The sequence below is a fragment of the Streptomyces sp. NPDC044061 genome (genome assembly GCF_056434305.1).
Map to the genome: position 1 here is coordinate 185,252 of NZ_JBWKFL010000014.1, position 16,862 is coordinate 202,113.

At 70.7% G+C, this 16,862-nt stretch carries 15 protein-coding genes and 1 tRNA gene; 6 read left to right on the forward strand and 10 right to left on the reverse strand.

What is annotated here, in order from left to right; all coding sequences use genetic code 11:
* Positions 1 to 47 precede the first annotated feature (47 nt).
* Positions 48 to 707: a hypothetical protein gene (locus AC07CM_RS23885; protein WP_478878473.1), complete on the reverse strand. Its 660-nt coding sequence runs from the start codon at positions 705 to 707 to the stop codon at positions 48 to 50.
* A gap of 279 nt (positions 708 to 986) precedes the next feature.
* Between AC07CM_RS23885 and AC07CM_RS23890 the strand changes: the two genes are divergently transcribed.
* The gene (locus AC07CM_RS23890) at positions 987 to 2,276 is read left to right on the forward strand and encodes a class I SAM-dependent methyltransferase (RefSeq protein ID WP_478878474.1); all 1,290 of its coding nucleotides are present in this window, start codon (positions 987 to 989) and stop codon (positions 2,274 to 2,276) included.
* A gap of 74 nt (positions 2,277 to 2,350) precedes the next feature.
* On the opposite strand, the gene AC07CM_RS23895 is transcribed toward AC07CM_RS23890, so the two are convergent.
* Together AC07CM_RS23895 and AC07CM_RS23900 are read right to left on the reverse strand one after the other, a co-directional pair.
* A complete protein-coding gene (locus AC07CM_RS23895; RefSeq protein ID WP_478878475.1) occupies positions 2,351 to 4,879 on the reverse strand; it encodes an ABC transporter permease in 2,529 nt (842 codons plus the stop codon).
* The gene (locus AC07CM_RS23900) at positions 4,879 to 5,649 is read right to left on the reverse strand and encodes an ABC transporter ATP-binding protein (protein WP_478878476.1); all 771 of its coding nucleotides are present in this window, start codon (positions 5,647 to 5,649) and stop codon (positions 4,879 to 4,881) included. The genes AC07CM_RS23895 and AC07CM_RS23900 overlap by 1 nt, the downstream gene beginning before the upstream one ends.
* Before the next feature lie 393 nt (positions 5,650 to 6,042).
* Between AC07CM_RS23900 and AC07CM_RS23905 the strand changes: the two genes are divergently transcribed.
* The 3 genes from AC07CM_RS23905 to AC07CM_RS23915 all read left to right on the forward strand — a co-directional run bounded on the left by AC07CM_RS23905 (position 6,043) and on the right by AC07CM_RS23915 (position 8,540).
* Positions 6,043 to 6,126, forward strand: a tRNA-Leu gene (locus AC07CM_RS23905).
* Positions 6,127 to 6,273: 147 nt separating this feature from the next.
* Positions 6,274 to 7,500 (forward strand): 4-hydroxybenzoate 3-monooxygenase, encoded by a 1,227-nt coding sequence (locus tag AC07CM_RS23910; protein WP_478878477.1) that lies wholly within the window; start codon positions 6,274 to 6,276, stop codon positions 7,498 to 7,500.
* A gap of 179 nt (positions 7,501 to 7,679) precedes the next feature.
* The gene (locus AC07CM_RS23915) at positions 7,680 to 8,540 is read left to right on the forward strand and encodes a Bax inhibitor-1/YccA family protein (protein ID WP_478878478.1); all 861 of its coding nucleotides are present in this window, start codon (positions 7,680 to 7,682) and stop codon (positions 8,538 to 8,540) included.
* 53 nt (positions 8,541 to 8,593) lie between these two features.
* Here AC07CM_RS23915 and AC07CM_RS23920 read toward each other — a convergent pair whose 3' ends face one another.
* Positions 8,594 to 8,824, reverse strand: coding sequence for a DUF4287 domain-containing protein (locus AC07CM_RS23920; protein ID WP_020940491.1), 231 nt, complete (start codon positions 8,822 to 8,824; stop codon positions 8,594 to 8,596).
* A gap of 99 nt (positions 8,825 to 8,923) precedes the next feature.
* On the opposite strand from AC07CM_RS23920, the gene AC07CM_RS23925 reads away from it, so the two are divergent.
* Entirely contained in the window at positions 8,924 to 9,235 is a 312-nt protein-coding gene (locus AC07CM_RS23925) for a hypothetical protein (protein ID WP_478878479.1), read from the forward strand.
* A 44-nt stretch (positions 9,236 to 9,279) separates the two neighbouring features.
* Here the strand turns inward: AC07CM_RS23925 and AC07CM_RS23930 are convergent, their stop codons facing one another.
* From AC07CM_RS23930 to AC07CM_RS23940, 3 genes are all read right to left on the reverse strand, one after another.
* The gene (locus tag AC07CM_RS23930) at positions 9,280 to 10,068 is read right to left on the reverse strand and encodes a hypothetical protein (protein WP_478878480.1); all 789 of its coding nucleotides are present in this window, start codon (positions 10,066 to 10,068) and stop codon (positions 9,280 to 9,282) included.
* A 284-nt stretch (positions 10,069 to 10,352) separates the two neighbouring features.
* Complete coding sequence (locus tag AC07CM_RS23935; RefSeq protein ID WP_478878481.1) at positions 10,353 to 11,573, reverse strand: acetyl-CoA C-acetyltransferase; 1,221 nt, start codon at positions 11,571 to 11,573, stop codon at positions 10,353 to 10,355.
* Positions 11,574 to 11,812: 239 nt separating this feature from the next.
* Complete coding sequence (locus AC07CM_RS23940; RefSeq protein ID WP_478878482.1) at positions 11,813 to 12,832, reverse strand: SGNH/GDSL hydrolase family protein; 1,020 nt, start codon at positions 12,830 to 12,832, stop codon at positions 11,813 to 11,815.
* Between the two features lie 162 nt (positions 12,833 to 12,994).
* Between AC07CM_RS23940 and AC07CM_RS23945 the strand changes: the two genes are divergently transcribed.
* Positions 12,995 to 14,386, forward strand: a complete 1,392-nt coding sequence (locus tag AC07CM_RS23945; RefSeq protein WP_478878483.1) for a cystathionine beta-synthase — start codon at positions 12,995 to 12,997, stop codon at positions 14,384 to 14,386.
* Between the two features lie 373 nt (positions 14,387 to 14,759).
* Here AC07CM_RS23945 and AC07CM_RS23950 read toward each other — a convergent pair whose 3' ends face one another.
* The 3 genes from AC07CM_RS23950 to AC07CM_RS23960 all read right to left on the reverse strand — a co-directional run bounded on the left by AC07CM_RS23950 (position 14,760) and on the right by AC07CM_RS23960 (position 16,862).
* The gene (locus tag AC07CM_RS23950; RefSeq protein ID WP_478878484.1) at positions 14,760 to 15,185 is read right to left on the reverse strand and encodes a hypothetical protein; all 426 of its coding nucleotides are present in this window, start codon (positions 15,183 to 15,185) and stop codon (positions 14,760 to 14,762) included.
* 73 nt (positions 15,186 to 15,258) lie between these two features.
* Positions 15,259 to 16,191 carry an ABC transporter substrate-binding protein gene (locus AC07CM_RS23955; RefSeq protein ID WP_478878485.1) on the reverse strand — a complete coding sequence of 311 codons (933 nt, stop codon included), beginning with the start codon at positions 16,189 to 16,191 and terminating at the stop codon, positions 15,259 to 15,261.
* Between the two features lie 8 nt (positions 16,192 to 16,199).
* Positions 16,200 to 16,862 (reverse strand): ABC transporter permease, encoded by a 663-nt coding sequence (locus AC07CM_RS23960; RefSeq protein ID WP_478878486.1) that lies wholly within the window; start codon positions 16,860 to 16,862, stop codon positions 16,200 to 16,202.

Below are 16,862 nucleotides of genomic sequence, written 5' to 3' on the forward strand. Positions count from 1 at the left end.
GGGGTCTGCGCGGACTTCTTCGCCGTCGGCCGGACGGCCCGGGAGGATCAGGTGGACCGGGAGGCCCTGTCGGACTGTGCGGCGCTGTGGCCCGGCACCCGGACGCTGTCCAGGACCTGCTGGTGGTCCCTGTCCATGAGGGCCTGGTTCCCGCCGGTGGAGACGGTCATGACGACAATCATGTGCTCGCCGAGGTCGATGAGGCGGATGTGGCCCCGGGAGCCGTCGGCGGCTGTGAGATCGGCCGTGAGGTCGGGGTTGCCCTTGGTGGTGCCCGCCTGGACACCGGTGCTGCGCAGCACGTCGCGGGAGGACTTGGAGTCGCTGTTGTAGCCCTCCAGTACGCCCTTGAGAGTGGCCTTGAGATCCCAGGGGGCGGACGGATCCTTGCCGGGTGCTTCGAAGACCGAGACGCCGATGGCCCCGTACTCGGTCGGCACCAGGTAGAAGCGGCTGCGGACGCCGTCCTCATTGTCCTGCTGGACCTTGGCCCGGCCCGGAAGCTGGACGCTGATGCCGCTCGCGGCGTCGGTGGTACGTGTCCATCCCGCGGCGGTGTCCCCGTTGCCCGCGTCGGCCGTGGTGACGGTCGCGGTCTGCGGTGCCGGGGCCGCGAAGGCACTGGTGGGCAGCAGCACGCCACCGGTGATCACGCTGGTCGAGGCGGCGAGCAGGACGAGGCGCTGGAGCTTGGAACGACGAGGCATGGCAATGCACATCCAATGTGTGGGGGGAGGGGGAGGCGAACGAAATGTTCTGCCTCCATTGACCCCCGTCCCGGGAGCGGGGTCATGCCCCTGTTTTCCGTGGCACGCGAACTCGGGACTTGACCGACCGGGGAGCGCGGGGTAACGCGACCGTGTGACGGTTCGGCCATCGTGTCGGCATGAGCGCGTGGAGGGGAATGACGTCGGCGTGCGGGGTCGTTTCCCTCCATCGGGACGGAGACGATCCAGCGGGCCGATTCCTTTCAGCGGAGGTGCGCCATGGCCGACGCCGCGTCGCGGCTGACGAGTGTTGCCGAACAGATGCTGGGAGCACCGCTCCCCCTGCGGATCCGCGCCTGGGACGGTTCCCAGTCCGGCCCACCGGGTGTCCCGACCCTCGTGGTCCGCAACCGCCGAGCCCTGCGCCGGCTGCTGTTCAAGCCCGGGGAACTGGGCCTGGCCCGCGCCTGGGTCGCGGGGGACCTGGACATCGAGGGGGACCTGTACACCGCTCTCGAAGCCATGGCCGGCTCCGTCTGGGAGCGTGGCGAGGACGCCCGCACCCTGATGGAGGCGCTGCGCGATCCCGACGTACGGGCCGCCGGGCGCGAGCTGTTGAGGCTCGCCGGGCCGCCCATCCCGCCCGCCCCGCCGAGCGAGGAGGTCCGCAGGCGCCGGCATCTGCACACGAGGCGCAGCGACAAGCGCGCCATCAGCCACCACTACGACGTCGGCAACGACTTCTACGAGCTGGTCCTCGGGCCGTCGATGGTCTACTCGTGCGCCTACTGGGAGGACGACGGCACCCTGGAGTCCGCCCAGCGAGACAAGCTCGAACTCGTCAGCGTGAAGCTGGGCCTGACGAAGGGCCTGCGACTGCTGGACGTCGGCTGCGGCTGGGGCTCGATGGCGATCCACGCGGCCCGTGAGCACGACGTGAGCGTCGTCGGGATCACGCTGTCGCAGGAACAGGCCGCCTACGCCCGCAAGCGCGTCGCCGACGAGGGGCTGACCGACCGGGTGGAGATCCGCGTCCAGGACTACCGGGACGTCGTGGACGGCCCCTATGACGCCATCTCCTCCATCGGGATGGCCGAACACGTCGGCTCCGAGCGCTACCTGGAGTACGCGAGCGCCCTGTACGCCCTGCTGAAGCCCGGCGGACGGCTGCTCAACCACCAGATCGCCCGCCGCCCGCAGAGCGACGAATCGGAGTACGAGGTGGACCAGTTCATCGACGCCTACGTCTTCCCGGACGGCGAACTCGCGCCGATCGGCACCACCGTCACCCAGCTGGAGCGGGCCGGCTTCGAGGTCCGGGACGTGGAGTCCATCCGCGAGCACTACGCCCGCACCCTGCGCAAGTGGGTCGCCAACCTGGAGGCCGGCTGGGACCGCGCGACGCGTCTGACCAGCCCCGGCCGCGCGCGGGTCTGGCGCCTCTACATGGCCGCCTGCGCGCTCGCCTTCGAGCGCAACCGCATCGGCGTCAACCAGGTCCTGGCGATCCGCGCCCCGCTGTCGGGTGCCTCCGGCCTCCCGTTGCGGACCCGTACCTGGAACCCCTGACACGGCGAGGGCCCCGCTCCGGTCACGGAACGGGGCCCTCGGTCGCGTCGCACGGCCACTCGGCCGCCGAACGGCTACTCGGCCTTGATCGCCGCCAGCATGTTCAGCCGGGCCGCGCGCCGGGCCGGCCACAGCGCGGCCAGCACGCCGACCACCGCCGCCAGCAGCAGGAAGACCGTCATCCGGCCCCAGGGCAGGACCAGTTCGTACGTCGGCATCTTCGTGCCGAGCAGCTCACCGGCCGCCCAGCCGAAGAACACGCCCAGGCCGATGCCCAGCACACCGCCGAACAGGGAGATCACCAGGGACTCCAGGCGGACCATCCGCTTGACCGACCTGCGGTCCAGGCCGATCGCGCGGAGCATGCCGATCTCCTGGGAGCGCTCGAAGACCGACATGGCCAGGGTGTTGATGACACCGAGGACCGCGACGATCACCGCCATGCCGAGCAGGCCGTAGACCATGTTCAGCATCAGCGTGAACATCTTCGCGATGTCGTTGGAGATGTCCTGCTTGTCCTGGACCCGGATCGCCGGGTTGGTGCCGAGGGCCTTCTCCAGCTTCTCCTTCGCCGCGCCGGAGGCGCCGTCCGCGGTCTTGACCATGACCTGCATGTCGGCCGGATCGGTCAGGTGCGGGGTGAGGACCTTGTTGTCGAGCATGATCCCGTTGATCATGTCGTTGCCCTCGTAGACCCCGGAGACGGTCAGCTTCTTCGACCTGCCGTCCTCGAAGTGCGCGGTGAAGCCCGAACCGGCGTGCCAGCCGTGCGCCTTGGCGGTGTCCTTGTCCACGACGACCCGCGAGCCGCCCACCCCGAAGGAGCCGTCGTCCACCTTCAGGTCCGTCAGCTCGCCGATCACCGGCCCGTTGACGCCGGTCAGGAACTCGGTGGTGCCGTCGATGCGGGACTCGCCGTTGCGCAGCGGGCTGCTGGCCGTGACGCCGTCGGCGGCGGCGAGTTTCGTGGCCACGTCGGGGGAGAGCGGGCCGCGGTTGGCCATCGAGACGACGTAGTCGGCGCGGATGGCCGAGCCGGCCATCCTGTCGATCGACGTCTGCAGGCTGCCCGCCATGACCGTCATGCCGGTGATCAGGGTCAGACCGATCATCAGCGCGGACGCCGTGGCCGCCGTACGGCGCGGGTTGCGCACCGAGTTCTGGCGGGCCAGTTTGCCCGAGACACCGAACGCGCGCAGCACCGGGGCGGCGGCCGCGATCAGCGGACGGGACAGCAGCGGCGTCAGGATGAACACGCCGGTGATCAGGAGTACGGCACCGAGACCCATCGGGCCCTCGGCGGCGTCGGCGTCCATCGAGGTGGCCGCGAGGACCACCGCGACACCGGCCGCCGAGAACAGCGCGCCGAGCGTGTTGCGCAGCACCAGCGACTTGGTGGTCGCCGCAGCGTGCACGCTGCTCATCGCCGCCACCGGCGGGATCTTCGCGGCCCGGCGGCCCGGCAGCCAGGCGGCCAGCACGGTGATGACGATGCCGACCGCGAGAGCGGCCACCACGGTGCCGGGCGTGATCACCAGCGGCCCGTCCGGGACGCTCGCGCCGAACGAGCCCAGCAGGCCGCGCAGTCCCGCGCCGATGCCGACGCCGGCGGCCAGACCGGTCACACCGGCGACCGCACCGACCACGAACGCCTCGATCAGCACCGAGCGGGTGACCTGGCGACGGGAGGCGCCGACCGCGCGCAGCAGGGCCAGTTCCTTGGTGCGCTGGGCGACCAGCATGGTGAAGGTGTTGGCGATGATGAACGTGCCGACGAACAGGGCGATGCCGGCGAACACCAGCAGGCTCTGCTTCAGACCGCTCATCGACGAGGAGATCATCCGCGCCTGGTCGTCGGCGAGCTGCTTGCCGGTGGTGGTCTCCACCAGACGGGACGGCAGCGCCTCGTCCAGACCGGACTTGAGCGCACTCTGGCTGGTTCCGGCCGCTGCCTTGACGTCGATCTCGTCGTACGTGCCCTTCTTGCCGAACAGGGCCTGCGCGGTCGGCGTGTCGAACAGCGCGAGGCTGCCGCCCGCGGCGACGTTGCCGTCGTCGGTGGTGAAGACGCCGCTGACGCGCGGGGTGAGGACCGGGCCGTCGACGGAGATGCGCACGGTGTCGCCGACCTGGTAGCCGGCGCGCTTCGCGGTCCTGGAGTCGAGCAGCACCTCGTCCTTGCCGTGCGGGGCGTGACCGCTGACGAGGGGGTAGCGCGCGTCCTCGGTGCCCCAGTAGTTGCCGCCCTCGGACTGCCAGCCGTCGCCGAGCAGCCTGCCGTTCCTGCCGGCGATCGCGGTGAAGCCGGTGACGACACCGGTGGCGGAGGCGGCGCCCGGGACCTTGGCGGCCCGGTCGACCTGGGCCTGGGTCAGCTCGGCTTCCTTGCCGACCTTGTCGCCTCGGGAATCCTGGTACTTGGGCCGTACGGCGACGTCGACCTGGTCGAAGCCCTTGGCCGAACTCTTCTGGTAGGCGTCGGAGATGGTGTTGGTGAAGACCAGGGTCCCGGACACGAACGCCACGCCGAGCATGACGGCGAGCACGGTCATCAGGAGCCGGGCCTTGTGCGCGAGGACGTTGCGCAGGGCGGTGCGGAACATCAGCTGGTACGGCCCTTCGCGTCGAACTGCTTCATCAGGTCGAGGACGGAGTCGGCCGTCGGGGAGTACATCTCGTCCACGATCCGCCCGTCCGCGAGGAAGACGACGCGGTCGGCGTAGGCCGCGGCCACCGGGTCGTGGGTCACCATGACCACCGTCTGGCCCAGCTCGCGCACGGAGTTGCGCAGGAAGCCCAGCACCTCGGCGCCGGAGCGCGAGTCGAGGTTTCCGGTCGGCTCGTCACCGAAGATGATCTCGGGCTTGGAGGCGAGGGCACGGGCGACGGCGACCCGCTGCTGCTGGCCGCCGGACAGCTGCGAGGGCCGGTGGCTGAGCCGCCCGGACAGCCCGACCATCTGGATGACCTGGTCCAGCCACGCCTTGTCGGCCTTCCGGCCCGCGATGTCCATCGGAAGGGTGATGTTCTCCAGCGCGGTCAGCGTCGGCAGCAGGTTGAACGCCTGGAAGATGAAGCCGATCTTGTCCCGGCGCAACTTGGTGAGCTGCTTGTCCTTCAGGGAGCCCAGCTCGGTCTCGCCGATCCGCACGGAGCCCGAGGAGAAGCTGTCCAGGCCCGCCACGCAGTGCATCAGCGTGGACTTGCCGGAGCCGGACGGACCCATGATCGCGGTGAACTCGGCCTGCCGGAAGTCGACGGAGACCCGGTCCAGGGCGACCACCCGGGTCTCACCCTGTCCGTAGATCTTCGACAGCTCGGTGGCGCGTGCGGCCACGGCCGTGGCCCGGCCGGCGGTGGGTGTGGTGGTCACGGGAAGGTGCTCCTGTCGGGACGACGTCGGTTCGTGGGGACCGATCCATCGTCCCGGCCGCCGGCGCCCGTGTAGTCAGTCGCTGTTCCGGTTCCGAGGGGCGACTGCGGTCGGACGGAGCGGGGCCGTGTCATACCTGGGGAGGACGGGCGGCCCTGAGAGCCGCACGGTTTCAGAACAGGTGGACCGCCCTCGTTCGGTAGGTGAAATTCCGTCATTCCGCGTACGCGCGCGCCCACGTCACGTCACGCTATTGGCAAGTGCGGATGGCCCGTTCCGCGGGCTGATGCACCCTCAGACCTCAATAAAATAAGACAACATCGGGCTGTCCCCTCCGCTGGACGGGGGATGCGTCCCGATAGGCTCGAACCCTCGAAGCGGAGCCCATGGCCTGCCCGGATGGTGGAATGCAGACACGGCGAGCTTAAACCTCGCTGCCCCTTCGCGGGCGTGCCGGTTCAAGTCCGGCTCCGGGCACTTTCCGCCTCCGAATCCACCCCTCGTACCGCCGCGCGACCGTTGACAGCGGAGCGGGTGCGGTCGCAGACTCACGCCTGTAAGTCAGTGAAGGAAACTTCACCACGCGAACAAGACAGCGCCGGGGTGAAGAGAAGGGAACGACCGATGCGTACCACCGTCGGGATCATCGGAGCCGGTCCGGCCGGGCTGCTCCTCGCGCGGCTGCTGCACCGCGCCGGCATCGAGTCGGTCGTCCTGGAGAGCCGCGACCGCGCCTACGTGGAGCACCGGCAGCGCGCCGGAATCCTGGAACAGGGCACGGTGGACGTGCTGCGGGCGGCCGGCGCCGGGCGGCGGATGGACCGGGAGGGGCTGCGGCACGACGGGATCGAGCTGCGCTTCGGCCGGCGCCGCCATCGCGTCGACTTCCCCGGGCTGACCGGCGGGCGGTCCGTGATGGTCTACGCCCAGACGGAGGTCTGCAAGGACCTCATCGCCCTCCAGTTGGAGGAGGGCGGCCCGCTGCTGTTCGAGGCGGAGGCCCTGGCCGTCGAGGGCGCGGACGGCGGCCGGCCGCGCATCCCCTTCCGGCACCAGGGGCGCGAGGACGTGCTGGAGTGCGAGTACGTCGTCGGGTGCGACGGCTTCTGGGGCGTGGCCAGGAACGCCTTCCCGGCCGCCGCCTCCCGGGTGTTCGAGCGGACGTACCCCTACGCCTGGCTCGGCATCCTCGCCGACGTCGCCCCCTCGCACGACGAACTGGTCTACGCCCGCCACGACCGCGGGTTCGCCCTGCTGTCCATGCGCCCGCCCGTCGCCCGCCACCACCCTTCCAAGGAAGTCGCTTCGCTCCCCATCGAATCCTTCGTCTCCCGCCTCTACCTCCAGGTGCCCGCCGGGACCAAGGCCGAGGAGTGGGGCGACGAGGAGATCTGGGCCGAACTGGAGCGGCGCCTGGAGACCGACGACGACTGGAAGCTGGAGCGGGGCCCGATCACCCAGAAGTCCGTCACGCCCATGCGGTCCTTCGTGCACGAGCCGATGCGCCACGGCCGGCTCTTCCTCGCCGGCGACGCCGCCCACATCGTGCCGCCCACCGGCGCCAAGGGCCTGAACCTGGCCGTCGGAGACGTCGTCACCTTCGTCCGGGCGCTCGTCCACGAGAAGGAGACCGGCTCCGCCGACCTCCTCGACGCCTACTCGGCGAACTGTCTGCGCCGGGTCTGGCAGGCCGAGCGGTTCTCCTACGACATGACGACCCTGCTGCACCCCGCCCCGGACGCCACCGACTTCGACGCCCGCCTTCAGCTGGCCCGGCTGGAACGCATTGCCTCCACCCGGTCGGCGGAGACCGACCTCGCCGAGGCCTACACGGGCTTTCCGCTGGACTGATCCGGTGATGTCGCGGTCGCGTCATGGAATGCGGGCCTCCGTCGCCGGGAATGAGCCCTCCGCGTAGCGTGTTGCGCAGCACGGCGAGGGAAAGATCCTCCTCAGGTATCACGGTCGATCCTTTGCCAATCCATTACCCTTGAGGCCAAGGCCGCGCAGGGTGGCCATGGAGGAGTGAAATGAGGAGCAGCAACCCGGTCTTCTCGCGACGGGGGTTCAGCCGCGACAACGGCTACGCCGGCTTCAACACCGCAGCGCAGGCCGGGTACGCACAGGGCAACCCCTACGCGCAGAACCCGTATGCGCAGAACCCGTACGCCCAGCAGGGCGTGCAGTACGGCGCCCCGCCGCAGGCCCCGGCCACCACCGACCGGATGACGATGGACGACGTCGTCACGCGTTCGGCCCTCACGCTCGGCACGGTCGCCGTCGGCGCCGTCCTCGCCTGGGTGCTGCTGCCGGTCTCGGCGACCAGCTACGGCCTGGCCTTCGGCTCCGCGATCGTCGCGATGGTCCTGGCGCTGGTGCAGAGCTTCAAGCGCACCCCGTCGCCCGCGCTGATCCTCGGCTACGCCGCCTTCGAGGGCGTCTTCCTCGGCGTCATCAGCGAGATGTACAACAGCCGCTGGAGCGGCGCCCCCTTCCAGGCGGTGCTCGGCACCATGGCGGTCTCGGCCGCGACCCTGCTCGTCTACAAGGCCGGCTGGGTCCGCGTCACCGCCCGCTACGCGCGCATCGGCCTCGCCATCGCCGTGGCCTTCGTCCTGGTCATGGCGGTCAACCTGCTGCTCGTCGCGTTCGGTGTCGCCGAGGACGGCGGCCTGCGCAGCTTCGGCCCGCTCGGCGCGATCGTCGGCATCATCGCCATCGTGCTCGGCGCGTTCTTCCTGACCCTCGACTTCAAGCAGATCGAGGACGGCATCGCCTACGGAGCCCCGCGCAAGGAGTCCTGGTTCGCGGCGTTCGGCCTCACCCTGACCCTGGTGTGGATCTACGTGGAGATGCTGCGCCTGGTGGCCATCTTCAGCAGCAACGACTAGCCGCCGGTCCCGCGAAAGGGCCCCGGGGTTCGCCCCGGGGCCCTTTCGGCGTCTCAGAGCAGCTTGCGTGCTGCCCTGCGCAGGTCGTACTCGTGGACGATCGCCTTCGCGTGGCCGTACGCGAGGTCGTACTCGTGCCGGAGCCAGCTGACCTTCTCCTCGAAGCGGAACAGGGCGGGGCCTTCTTCTACGGTGCGCAGCCAGTCGGAGACTTCACGACCGGTGCAGTGGGGGATGCGGGCGAGCAGGTTGCGGTGGGTCTCCTCGGAGAAGAGTTGGGACATCGGCGCCTCCGAACGCAAAGGGGATGTAAGCCGGTCCTTCACGTCACCGTGCCTGAGCGTTCGCGTATTGGCAACAGTGCGGCACGTTACGCTCTGCGCGTGGTTGATACGACGCCGTTGACCCGAGCAGTGGATCACTTCGCCGACCGGTTGCGGGCGGCGCCCCAGAGTCGGCTCCAGCGCAGCGCCGCCGCCGAGGCACTGGCGCTGGCCAGGGAGTTGGCGCGCTGGGCGCAACGGGTGGAGGAGCCGTCCACCGAGCCGCGCGAGATGCCGGACGCGGGGATGTTCGCCGTCGCCGACCAAATCCTGGTGGCCGCGCACGACTTGGCCGTGGTGCTGGACAGCGACGATCAGGTCGCCGAGGCGGTGCGGCTCGTGGAGGAGGCGCGCAAGAGGGCGGGTGTCTGAGGCCGGTACGGCCCGACACGCGCCCCCCTTCCGCCGAGCGGGTGTCAGAGGGAGGCGATGACCCGGTCCGCCAGGATGTAGACCGTGTCCTCGCCGCACGCGAACGTCAGCGTGTAGGCGCCCGAGATGCCCGAGCCGCCGAGGAGGTACGGCAGCTCGCCCTCGCGCAGTGCCGCCGCCAGGCGTTCGGCCGTCTCGCGGTGGCCCGGGGTCATGCACAGGGTGGTGCCGTCGGCGAAGACGTAGACGTCGAGGGTGCCGAGGGGGCCCGGGCGGACGTCGGAGAGCTCGACCCGGTCCGCGGCCAGCTGCTCCAGCGCGGTAGCCGTGCGCTCGTGGTCGTTCACGACCGGCGACTGCACCGGGACGAAGTCCGGGTGTGAGGGGTGACGGCGGCGGGCCGCGGCGAGCTCGGGGGACTCCCCGGCGAACTCGTCGGCCTCGGTGGTCGGCTCGGAGACCGGCTCCAGCGGCTCGAGACCCGAGAAGTCGGCCTGCCGGGGCAGGAAGGGCTCGCCGTCGGCCAGGCCCAGCAGAGAAGGCGCGTCGGAGGCGTCACGGGCCTCCTGGGCGGCCCAGAACGCGCGGGCCTCGGCCAGCTCCCGCTCCCGCTCCTCGGCGAGCGCCTCGGCCACGGCCGCGCGTATCTCGTCCGCGTCGGCGGCACGGGCTGCGGGCAGCAGCGCCCCCGCGGCGGCGGCCTGGTTCTCGGCGAGCTGGGCCTGCAGCTGCGTGAGCTGGCGGCGCAGCTTCAGGACCGTGCGCAGGACGGCGACGCCCACGGCGCCCGTGGCGGCCGTGGTGAGCAGCAGGGCGATGGGCATGGCGCTCACTGACGTACTCCCAGGTTCAAAGTCGACCCCCGACTTCCTACATCAGCTTGAAGGGCGGACTAAGCAGCTGTCAGTGCGTAACGTCACGAAACGGACGGGACTTTGGGTTCGTGGTTTCGTGGGTCATCGCGCCGACCTGTGCTGACCTGCGGCGTTACCCCCTCCGAGGGAGATAGGTCACATCCTGAGGGAGATTGGATCACAAAACGGCCCAGAACCCTGGTGTTTTCCGGGTTCCGGGCCGTTCGATGACCTGCCGTGCTCGGCCGACTACCGGCCGTGGATCAGCTGAGGCGCTCGATGACCATCGCCATGCCCTGGCCGCCGCCGACGCACATGGTCTCCAGACCGAACTGCTTGTCGTGCCACTGCAGCGAGTTGATCAGCGTGCCGGCGATACGGGCGCCGGTCATGCCGAAGGGGTGGCCGACGGCGATGGCGCCGCCGTTGACGTTCAGCTTGTCGATGTCGATGCCGAGGTCGCGGTACGAGGGGATCACCTGGGCGGCGAAGGCCTCGTTGATCTCGACCAGGTCGATGTCGTCGATGGTCAGGCCGGCGCGGCGCAGGGCCTGCTTGCTGGCCTCGACCGGGCCGAGGCCCATGATCTCCGGGGAGAGGCCGGAGACGCCGGTGGACACGATGCGGGCGAGCGGGGTCAGGCCCAGCTCGCGGGCCTTGGTGTCGCTCATGATGACCAGCGCGGCCGCGCCGTCGTTCAGCGGGCAGCAGTTGCCCGCGGTGACCAGGCCGTCGGGGCGGAAGACCGGCTTGAGGCCGGCCACGCCCTCCAGGGTCACGCCGGCGCGCGGGCCGTCGTCCTTGCTCACCACCGTGCCGTCGGGGAGGGTCACCGGGGTGATCTCGCGCTCCCAGAAGCCGTTCTTGATGGCCTCTTCGGCGAGGTTCTGCGAGCGGACGCCGAACTCGTCCATCTCCTGGCGGGTGACGCCCTTCCAGCGGGCCAGGTTCTCGGCGGTCTGGCCCATCGAGATGTAGGCGTCGGGGACGAGCCCGTCCTCACGCGGGTCGTGCCACGTGGTGCCCTCCTGCTGGGCGACGGCGGCGGTACGGGCCTCGGCCTCGGCGAACAGCGGGTTGTGCGTGTCCGGCAGGCCGTCGGAGCTGCCCTTGGCGAAGCGGGAGACCGTCTCGACGCCGGCGGAGATGAACACGTCGCCCTCGCCGGCCTTGATGGCGTGCAGGGCCATGCGGGAGGTCTGCAGCGAGGAGGAGCAGTAGCGGGTGATCGTGCAGCCCGGCAGGTGGTCCATGCCCATCTGTACGGCGACGATCCGGCCGAGGTTGTGGCCCTGCTCGCCGCCGGGGAGGCCGCAGCCGAGCATCAGGTCGTCGATGTCCTTGGGGTCCAGCTCGGGGATCTTGGCGAGCGCCGCCTGGATGATGGTCGCGGTCAGGTCGTCGGGGCGCAGGTCCTTGAGGGAACCCTTGCCGGCGCGGCCGATGGGGGAGCGGGCGGTCGAGACGATGACGGCTTCGGGCATCACGGCTCCAGTGGACGGGGTTTCGGGCAGGGCCGGTTCGGAAGTTACCCGTACGTATGGTCCAGGTCACCGGTGTTGTGGTGTGACACTGGCCGCAATTGTCTAAGCGCTTGCTTGGCAAGGGTGGACCGTCCCAGGGGGCGCTGCCCTTCGGACCCCCCTTTTCCCACCCTCCCACTCGTCTCGGTAAGTCGGGCGGTGAAAGTCCAGAACGCGGGAGCCGGGGCGGCGCCCACGCGTCACGCTGTGGGGCGGGCCGGTTCGGCCTCGGGTACGCGGCGGCGGCGCCTGCGCTTGAGCAGCGCCCACGGTCCACGCGGCCCCGTGGGCATCGCCGCGGTGACCTCCGTGCCCGCCTCCGACGCCGCCTCGGCCGCGGCGCGGGCAACCGGCAGGAAACCCTCGCGGCGGAACACGTCCGGCCGCTCCTCCTCCGCCGGCCACAGCCCCAGCGCCGCGCACACCGTCGGCAGCACCGCCATCGCAGCCGTGGCGTACCCCTCGGCGGAGGGGTGGTAGTTGTCCGGCCCGAACAGCTCCCGCGGGTTCGCCTCGAACTCGGGCCCGAGCAGGTCGCCCAGCGACACCGTCCGCCCGCCCTGCTCCACCGCCCCGATCGTCTGGGCCGCCGCCAGCTGCCGCGAGGCCCGGCGGGCCAGCCAGCGCAGCGGCTGCTGCACCGGCTCGATGGTGCCCAGGTCGGGGCACGTGCCGACGACCACCTCCGCCCCGGCCGTGCGCAGCCGCCGTACCGCCGCCGACAGATGCCGTACCGAACGCGTCGGCGGCATCCGGCGCGTGACGTCGTTCGCGCCGATCATGATCACGCAGACGTCCGGAAGGGGGGAGGAGGGCGAGAGGACCAGCGCCACCTGCCGGTCCAGGTCGTCCGACTGGGCCCCGCAGAGGGCCACGTTGCGCAGTTCGACCGGGCGCTCCGCCACCGCCGCCAGCCCCGACGCCAGCAGCGCCCCCGGCGTCTGTCCGGCCCGGTGTACCCCCTGCCCGGCCGCGGTGGAGTCGCCGAGCATGACCAGCCTGAGGGGCGGCTCACCGGGAACGTCGTACGCGTGCCCGTACACACCCTCCGCCTTCGGCACCCGGCCGCCGCTGCCGTTGCCCACATGGCGCCGGGCCAGCCGCACCTCCGCGAGCAGCAGGCCGACGGCGGCCGCCCCGACCAGCCCCGCCCCGCCACCGCCGTACGCCGCTCCGGCCGCGATCCGCCGGGCCACCCTCGCCCTCGACATGCTCGTCATGCGTCGCCGCCACCTCCTCTCAGCCGTACATCCACTCCTTGCCCCGTACAGCCCGTTCGTCAATCGCAACGGGGAGTGAACCCCAGTCCCCTGTCACCCCGGGGCCTTAGGCTGGCGACACCACATACGACCACTGTTTTTTGCAAGCAACCGGAGACAACGGTGCAATTCCACGACTCGATGATCAGCCTCGTCGGCAACACCCCGCTGGTGCGGCTCAACAACGTGACCAAGGGCATCCGGGCTACCGTCCTGGCCAAGGTGGAGTACTTCAACCCGGGCGGCTCCGTGAAGGACCGCATCGCCCTGCGCATGATCGAGGCCGCCGAGCAGAGCGGGGAGCTGAAGCCGGGCGGCACGATCGTCGAGCCGACCAGCGGGAACACCGGTGTGGGTCTCGCCATCGTGGCCCAGCAGAAGGGCTACAAGTGCATCTTCGTGTGCCCTGACAAGGTGAGCACCGACAAGATCAACGTGCTGCGGGCGTACGGGGCGGAGGTCGTGGTGTGCCCGACCGCCGTCGCGCCCGAGCACCCGGACTCGTACTACAACGTCTCCGACCGGCTGGTGCGCGAGACGCCCGGCGCCTGGAAGCCCGACCAGTACTCCAACCCCAACAACCCGCTCTCGCACTATCACTCGACCGGCCCCGAGCTGTGGGAGCAGACCGAGGGGAAGATCACCCACTTCGTGGCGGGAGTCGGCACCGGCGGCACCATCTCCGGCACCGGCCGCTACCTGAAGGACGTCAGCGACGGCACGGTCAAGGTCATCGGCGCCGACCCCGAGGGCTCGGTGTACTCCGGCGGCTCCGGGCGGCCGTACCTGGTCGAGGGCGTGGGCGAGGACTTCTGGCCCACCGCGTACGACCGGACCGTCGCCGACGAGATCGTCGCGGTGTCCGACAAGGACTCCTTCCAGATGACCCGGCGCCTCGCCAAGGAGGAGGGCCTGCTGGTGGGCGGCTCCTGCGGCATGGCCGTCGTGGCCGCGCTGGAGGTCGCCGAGCGGCTCGGCCCGGACGACGTCGTGGTCGTGCTGCTGCCGGACAGCGGGCGCGGCTACCTCAGCAAGATCTTCAACGACGAGTGGATGGCCGACTACGGCTTCCTCGAGGACGAGGGCCCCAGCGCCCGTGTCGCCGACGTCCTCAACGACAAGGAGGGCGGCTCCATCCCGTCCCTGGTGCACATGCACCCGGAGGAGACCGTCGGTCAGGCCATCGAGGTGCTGCGCGAGTACGGCGTCTCGCAGATGCCGGTCGTCAAGCCGGGCGCCGGTCACCCGGACGTGATGGCCGCCGAGGTCGTCGGGTCGGTCGTGGAGCGGGAGCTGCTGGACGCCCTGTTCTCCAAGCGGGCCTCGCTCGACGACCCCCTGGAGAAGCACATGTGCTCCCCGCTGCCCCAGGTCGGCTCCGGCGAGCCGGTCGGCGACCTGATGCAGGTGCTGGGCTCGGCGGACGCGGCGATCGTCCTGGTCGAGGGCAAGCCGACCGGCGTGGTCAGCCGGCAGGACCTGCTGGCCTTCCTGGCCAAGGGCGGGAACAAGTAGCAAACCCGCCGTGAACTGCCCGTGGCGGCGGCGAACTTGCGGTGACCTCGGGCGATCCAGCCGTTCCGGAAGTGGTACGAGCGTGTCACGTGCGCGCAGCACCCGCTTAACACGGGTCCGGCACATTGGTGGGTGTCGGCAGGGCGGGAGCGGCTCCCCGCCCAGGCCGGCGCCGAACGGCGCCAAGGACCTCCGGAGCGGCTCCCGGACCTCCATGGACGCCACGGACGCGCAAGCCCGGCCCTGACCCGGCCCGCGTCCCTCGCGGGGACCGCCGTCGTCCCGCCCCCCGGCAACGGGGGTGCGGCGGTCCCCGCGCAAGCCTCTTCCGGCGGGCGGAAGCCGATTCCCGCCGACCTGGCGGGCGGCCCCGTCACTCCTCCTCGGCGGACCGGTCCCGGCGCCCGGTGACGATCTCGGGGTTGTGCCGTACGGCCTGGGCCACGTTGACGCCGACGATGCCGACCCAGGCGGTCACCAGCCCGGACATCCCCGCGAGGCCGCCGCCGATCGCGGACAGCGGAATCGCGAGGACCAGCGAGACGACGGCGAAACCGAACCGCTCGGCCCAGTTGTCGGCCCCCTTCGGCCGCCGGGTGCCGCGCGCGTCCGCCATCCGCTGCTCGGCCAGGTGCCGTCGCACCCGGCGGTCCACCGTGCCGTCGATGCGCTGCTCGACCTTCTCCAGGAAGGAGTCGACGAGCGCGGAGTCGTACTCCTCGCCCAGTTCCCTGCGTGCCCGCACGGTGGCGTCAAGGTCCTTCTTGAGGTCGGCGTCCCGTGGGTCCAGTGCGCTCATGCGCTCCACCCTAGGGAGCGGTGACCTCGGCCCGCACTGGGGACAACCCCCCTCTTCGCACCGCGAAGGACCGTCACCGTGCCAGGCCGTGCTGCCTCGCGTACGCGTTCGCCACGTCCTCCGGGTCCTTCTTGTCCTTGTCCACCTGGCGGTTGAGCTCGGTGAGCTGGGCGGTGGTCAGGATGTTGCCGAGCCGGGCGAGGGCCTTGCGGACGGTGTCGTCGGCCTTGCGGTCGGCGATGAGCGGGACGATGTGCTGGCTCGGGACGAGGTGCTCGGGGTCGGAGAGCACCACCCAGTCGTCGGCCTTGATGTCGGTGTCGGTGGTGAAGAGGTTCGCCACGTCCACGTCGCCCTTCTTCAGGGCTCCCTTGACCAGCGGGCCGTCGGAGTCCAGCGACTTGAACTCCTTGAACTCGACGCCGTACACCTCCTTCAGGCCGACCGCCCCCACCTGACGCTTCTTCACCTCGGGAGCGGCCCCGATGACCAGCCGGCCGTTCTGCTTCCTCAGGTCGGCGAGCGAGGCGAGCCCGTACTTGCGCGCCGTGTCGCGGGTGACGACGAAGGCGTCCGAGTCCTCCGCCATCCCGTACGGCAGTACCTGGAGACCGGCCGGCAGGGCGAGGGTCAGGGCGTTCTGCATGGCGCCCTGCTCGGTGGGCGTGGCCTTCGGGTCGAGGTAGTTGAGGAGAGCGCCCTGGTACTCGGGCAGCAGGTCGATGTCACCGCTCCTGAGGGCGGGGATGACGATCTCGCGGGTGCCCAGGTTGGGGCGGACGGTCACCTTCACGCCGGCCGCCCGCAGGGCCGCGGCGTACAGGTACCCGAGCACCTGGTTCTCGGTGAAGTTGGCCGTGCCGATGGTGACTCCGCCCTTGCTGGAGCCACCACCGCCTGTGGTGCCGCCCTGGCCGTTCAGGGAGGTGATGCCGCTCGAACAGGCGGACAGGGCGGGAACGGAGGCGACCGCGAACAGGCCGCCGAGGACAGTACGACGATTCATCGGGGTTCCTAGGCAGTGCGGTGGAGGAAGAGGAAGCGCTGCAGGCCGGCCAGGGCCACGTCCAGGACGACGGCGACGGCGGCGACCAGCACCGCGCCGCCGAGCACCTGGACGAGGTCGCGCTGGGCGAGGCCGTCGAAGACGTAGCGGCCGAGGCCGCCGAAGGAGACGTACGCGGCGATGGTCGCCGTGGCGACCACCTGGATCAGCGCCAGGCGCAGGCCGGTCATGATCAGCGGGAGGGCGAGCGGCAGCTCGACCTGGAAGAGGACCTGGTGGCCGCGCATGCCCTGGCCGCGGGCCGCGTCCTTCACGTCCGGGTCGACGGCCGTCATGCCCGCGTAGGTGTTGGTGACGATCGCGGGGACCGCGAGGGCGACCAGCGCGACGTACACCGGCAGCATCGACAGGCCGCCGGCCAGGAAGACCAGGACGACCAGGCCGACGGTGGGCAGGGCGCGGCCGAAGGACGCGAGGTTGATCGCCAGGAAGGCGCCCCTGCCGGTGTGGCCGATCAGCAGCCCGAGCGGGAGGCCGATGGCGGCCGCGATGAGCGTGGCCAGCAGCGAGTACTGGAGGTGCTCGGCGAGGCGGTGGGCGATGCCGTCGGGCCCGGACCACTGGGAGCCGCTGACCAGCCAGCCGCCGAGGTTCTCGAAGAGTTCGTACAT

Bases quoted from the DNA above. Each gene is read 5' to 3' on its own strand.
- AC07CM_RS23885 (WP_478878473.1), bottom strand. From the start codon at position 707: ATGCCTCGTCGTTCCAAGCTCCAGCGCCTCGTCCTGCTCGCCGCCTCG.
- AC07CM_RS23890 (WP_478878474.1), top strand. From the start codon at position 987: ATGGCCGACGCCGCGTCGCGGCTGACGAGTGTTGCCGAACAGATGCTG.
- AC07CM_RS23895 (WP_478878475.1), bottom strand. From the start codon at position 4,879: ATGTTCCGCACCGCCCTGCGCAACGTCCTCGCGCACAAGGCCCGGCTC.
- AC07CM_RS23910 (WP_478878477.1), top strand. From the start codon at position 6,274: ATGCGTACCACCGTCGGGATCATCGGAGCCGGTCCGGCCGGGCTGCTC.
- AC07CM_RS23915 (WP_478878478.1), top strand. From the start codon at position 7,680: ATGAGGAGCAGCAACCCGGTCTTCTCGCGACGGGGGTTCAGCCGCGAC.
- AC07CM_RS23920 (WP_020940491.1), bottom strand. From the start codon at position 8,824: ATGTCCCAACTCTTCTCCGAGGAGACCCACCGCAACCTGCTCGCCCGC.
- AC07CM_RS23935 (WP_478878481.1), bottom strand. From the start codon at position 11,573: ATGCCCGAAGCCGTCATCGTCTCGACCGCCCGCTCCCCCATCGGCCGC.
- AC07CM_RS23940 (WP_478878482.1), bottom strand. From the start codon at position 12,832: ATGACGAGCATGTCGAGGGCGAGGGTGGCCCGGCGGATCGCGGCCGGA.
- AC07CM_RS23950 (WP_478878484.1), bottom strand. From the start codon at position 15,185: ATGAGCGCACTGGACCCACGGGACGCCGACCTCAAGAAGGACCTTGAC.
- AC07CM_RS23955 (WP_478878485.1), bottom strand. From the start codon at position 16,191: ATGAATCGTCGTACTGTCCTCGGCGGCCTGTTCGCGGTCGCCTCCGTT.
- AC07CM_RS23960 (WP_478878486.1), bottom strand. From the start codon at position 16,862: ATGTACGAACTCTTCGAGAACCTCGGCGGCTGGCTGGTCAGCGGCTCC.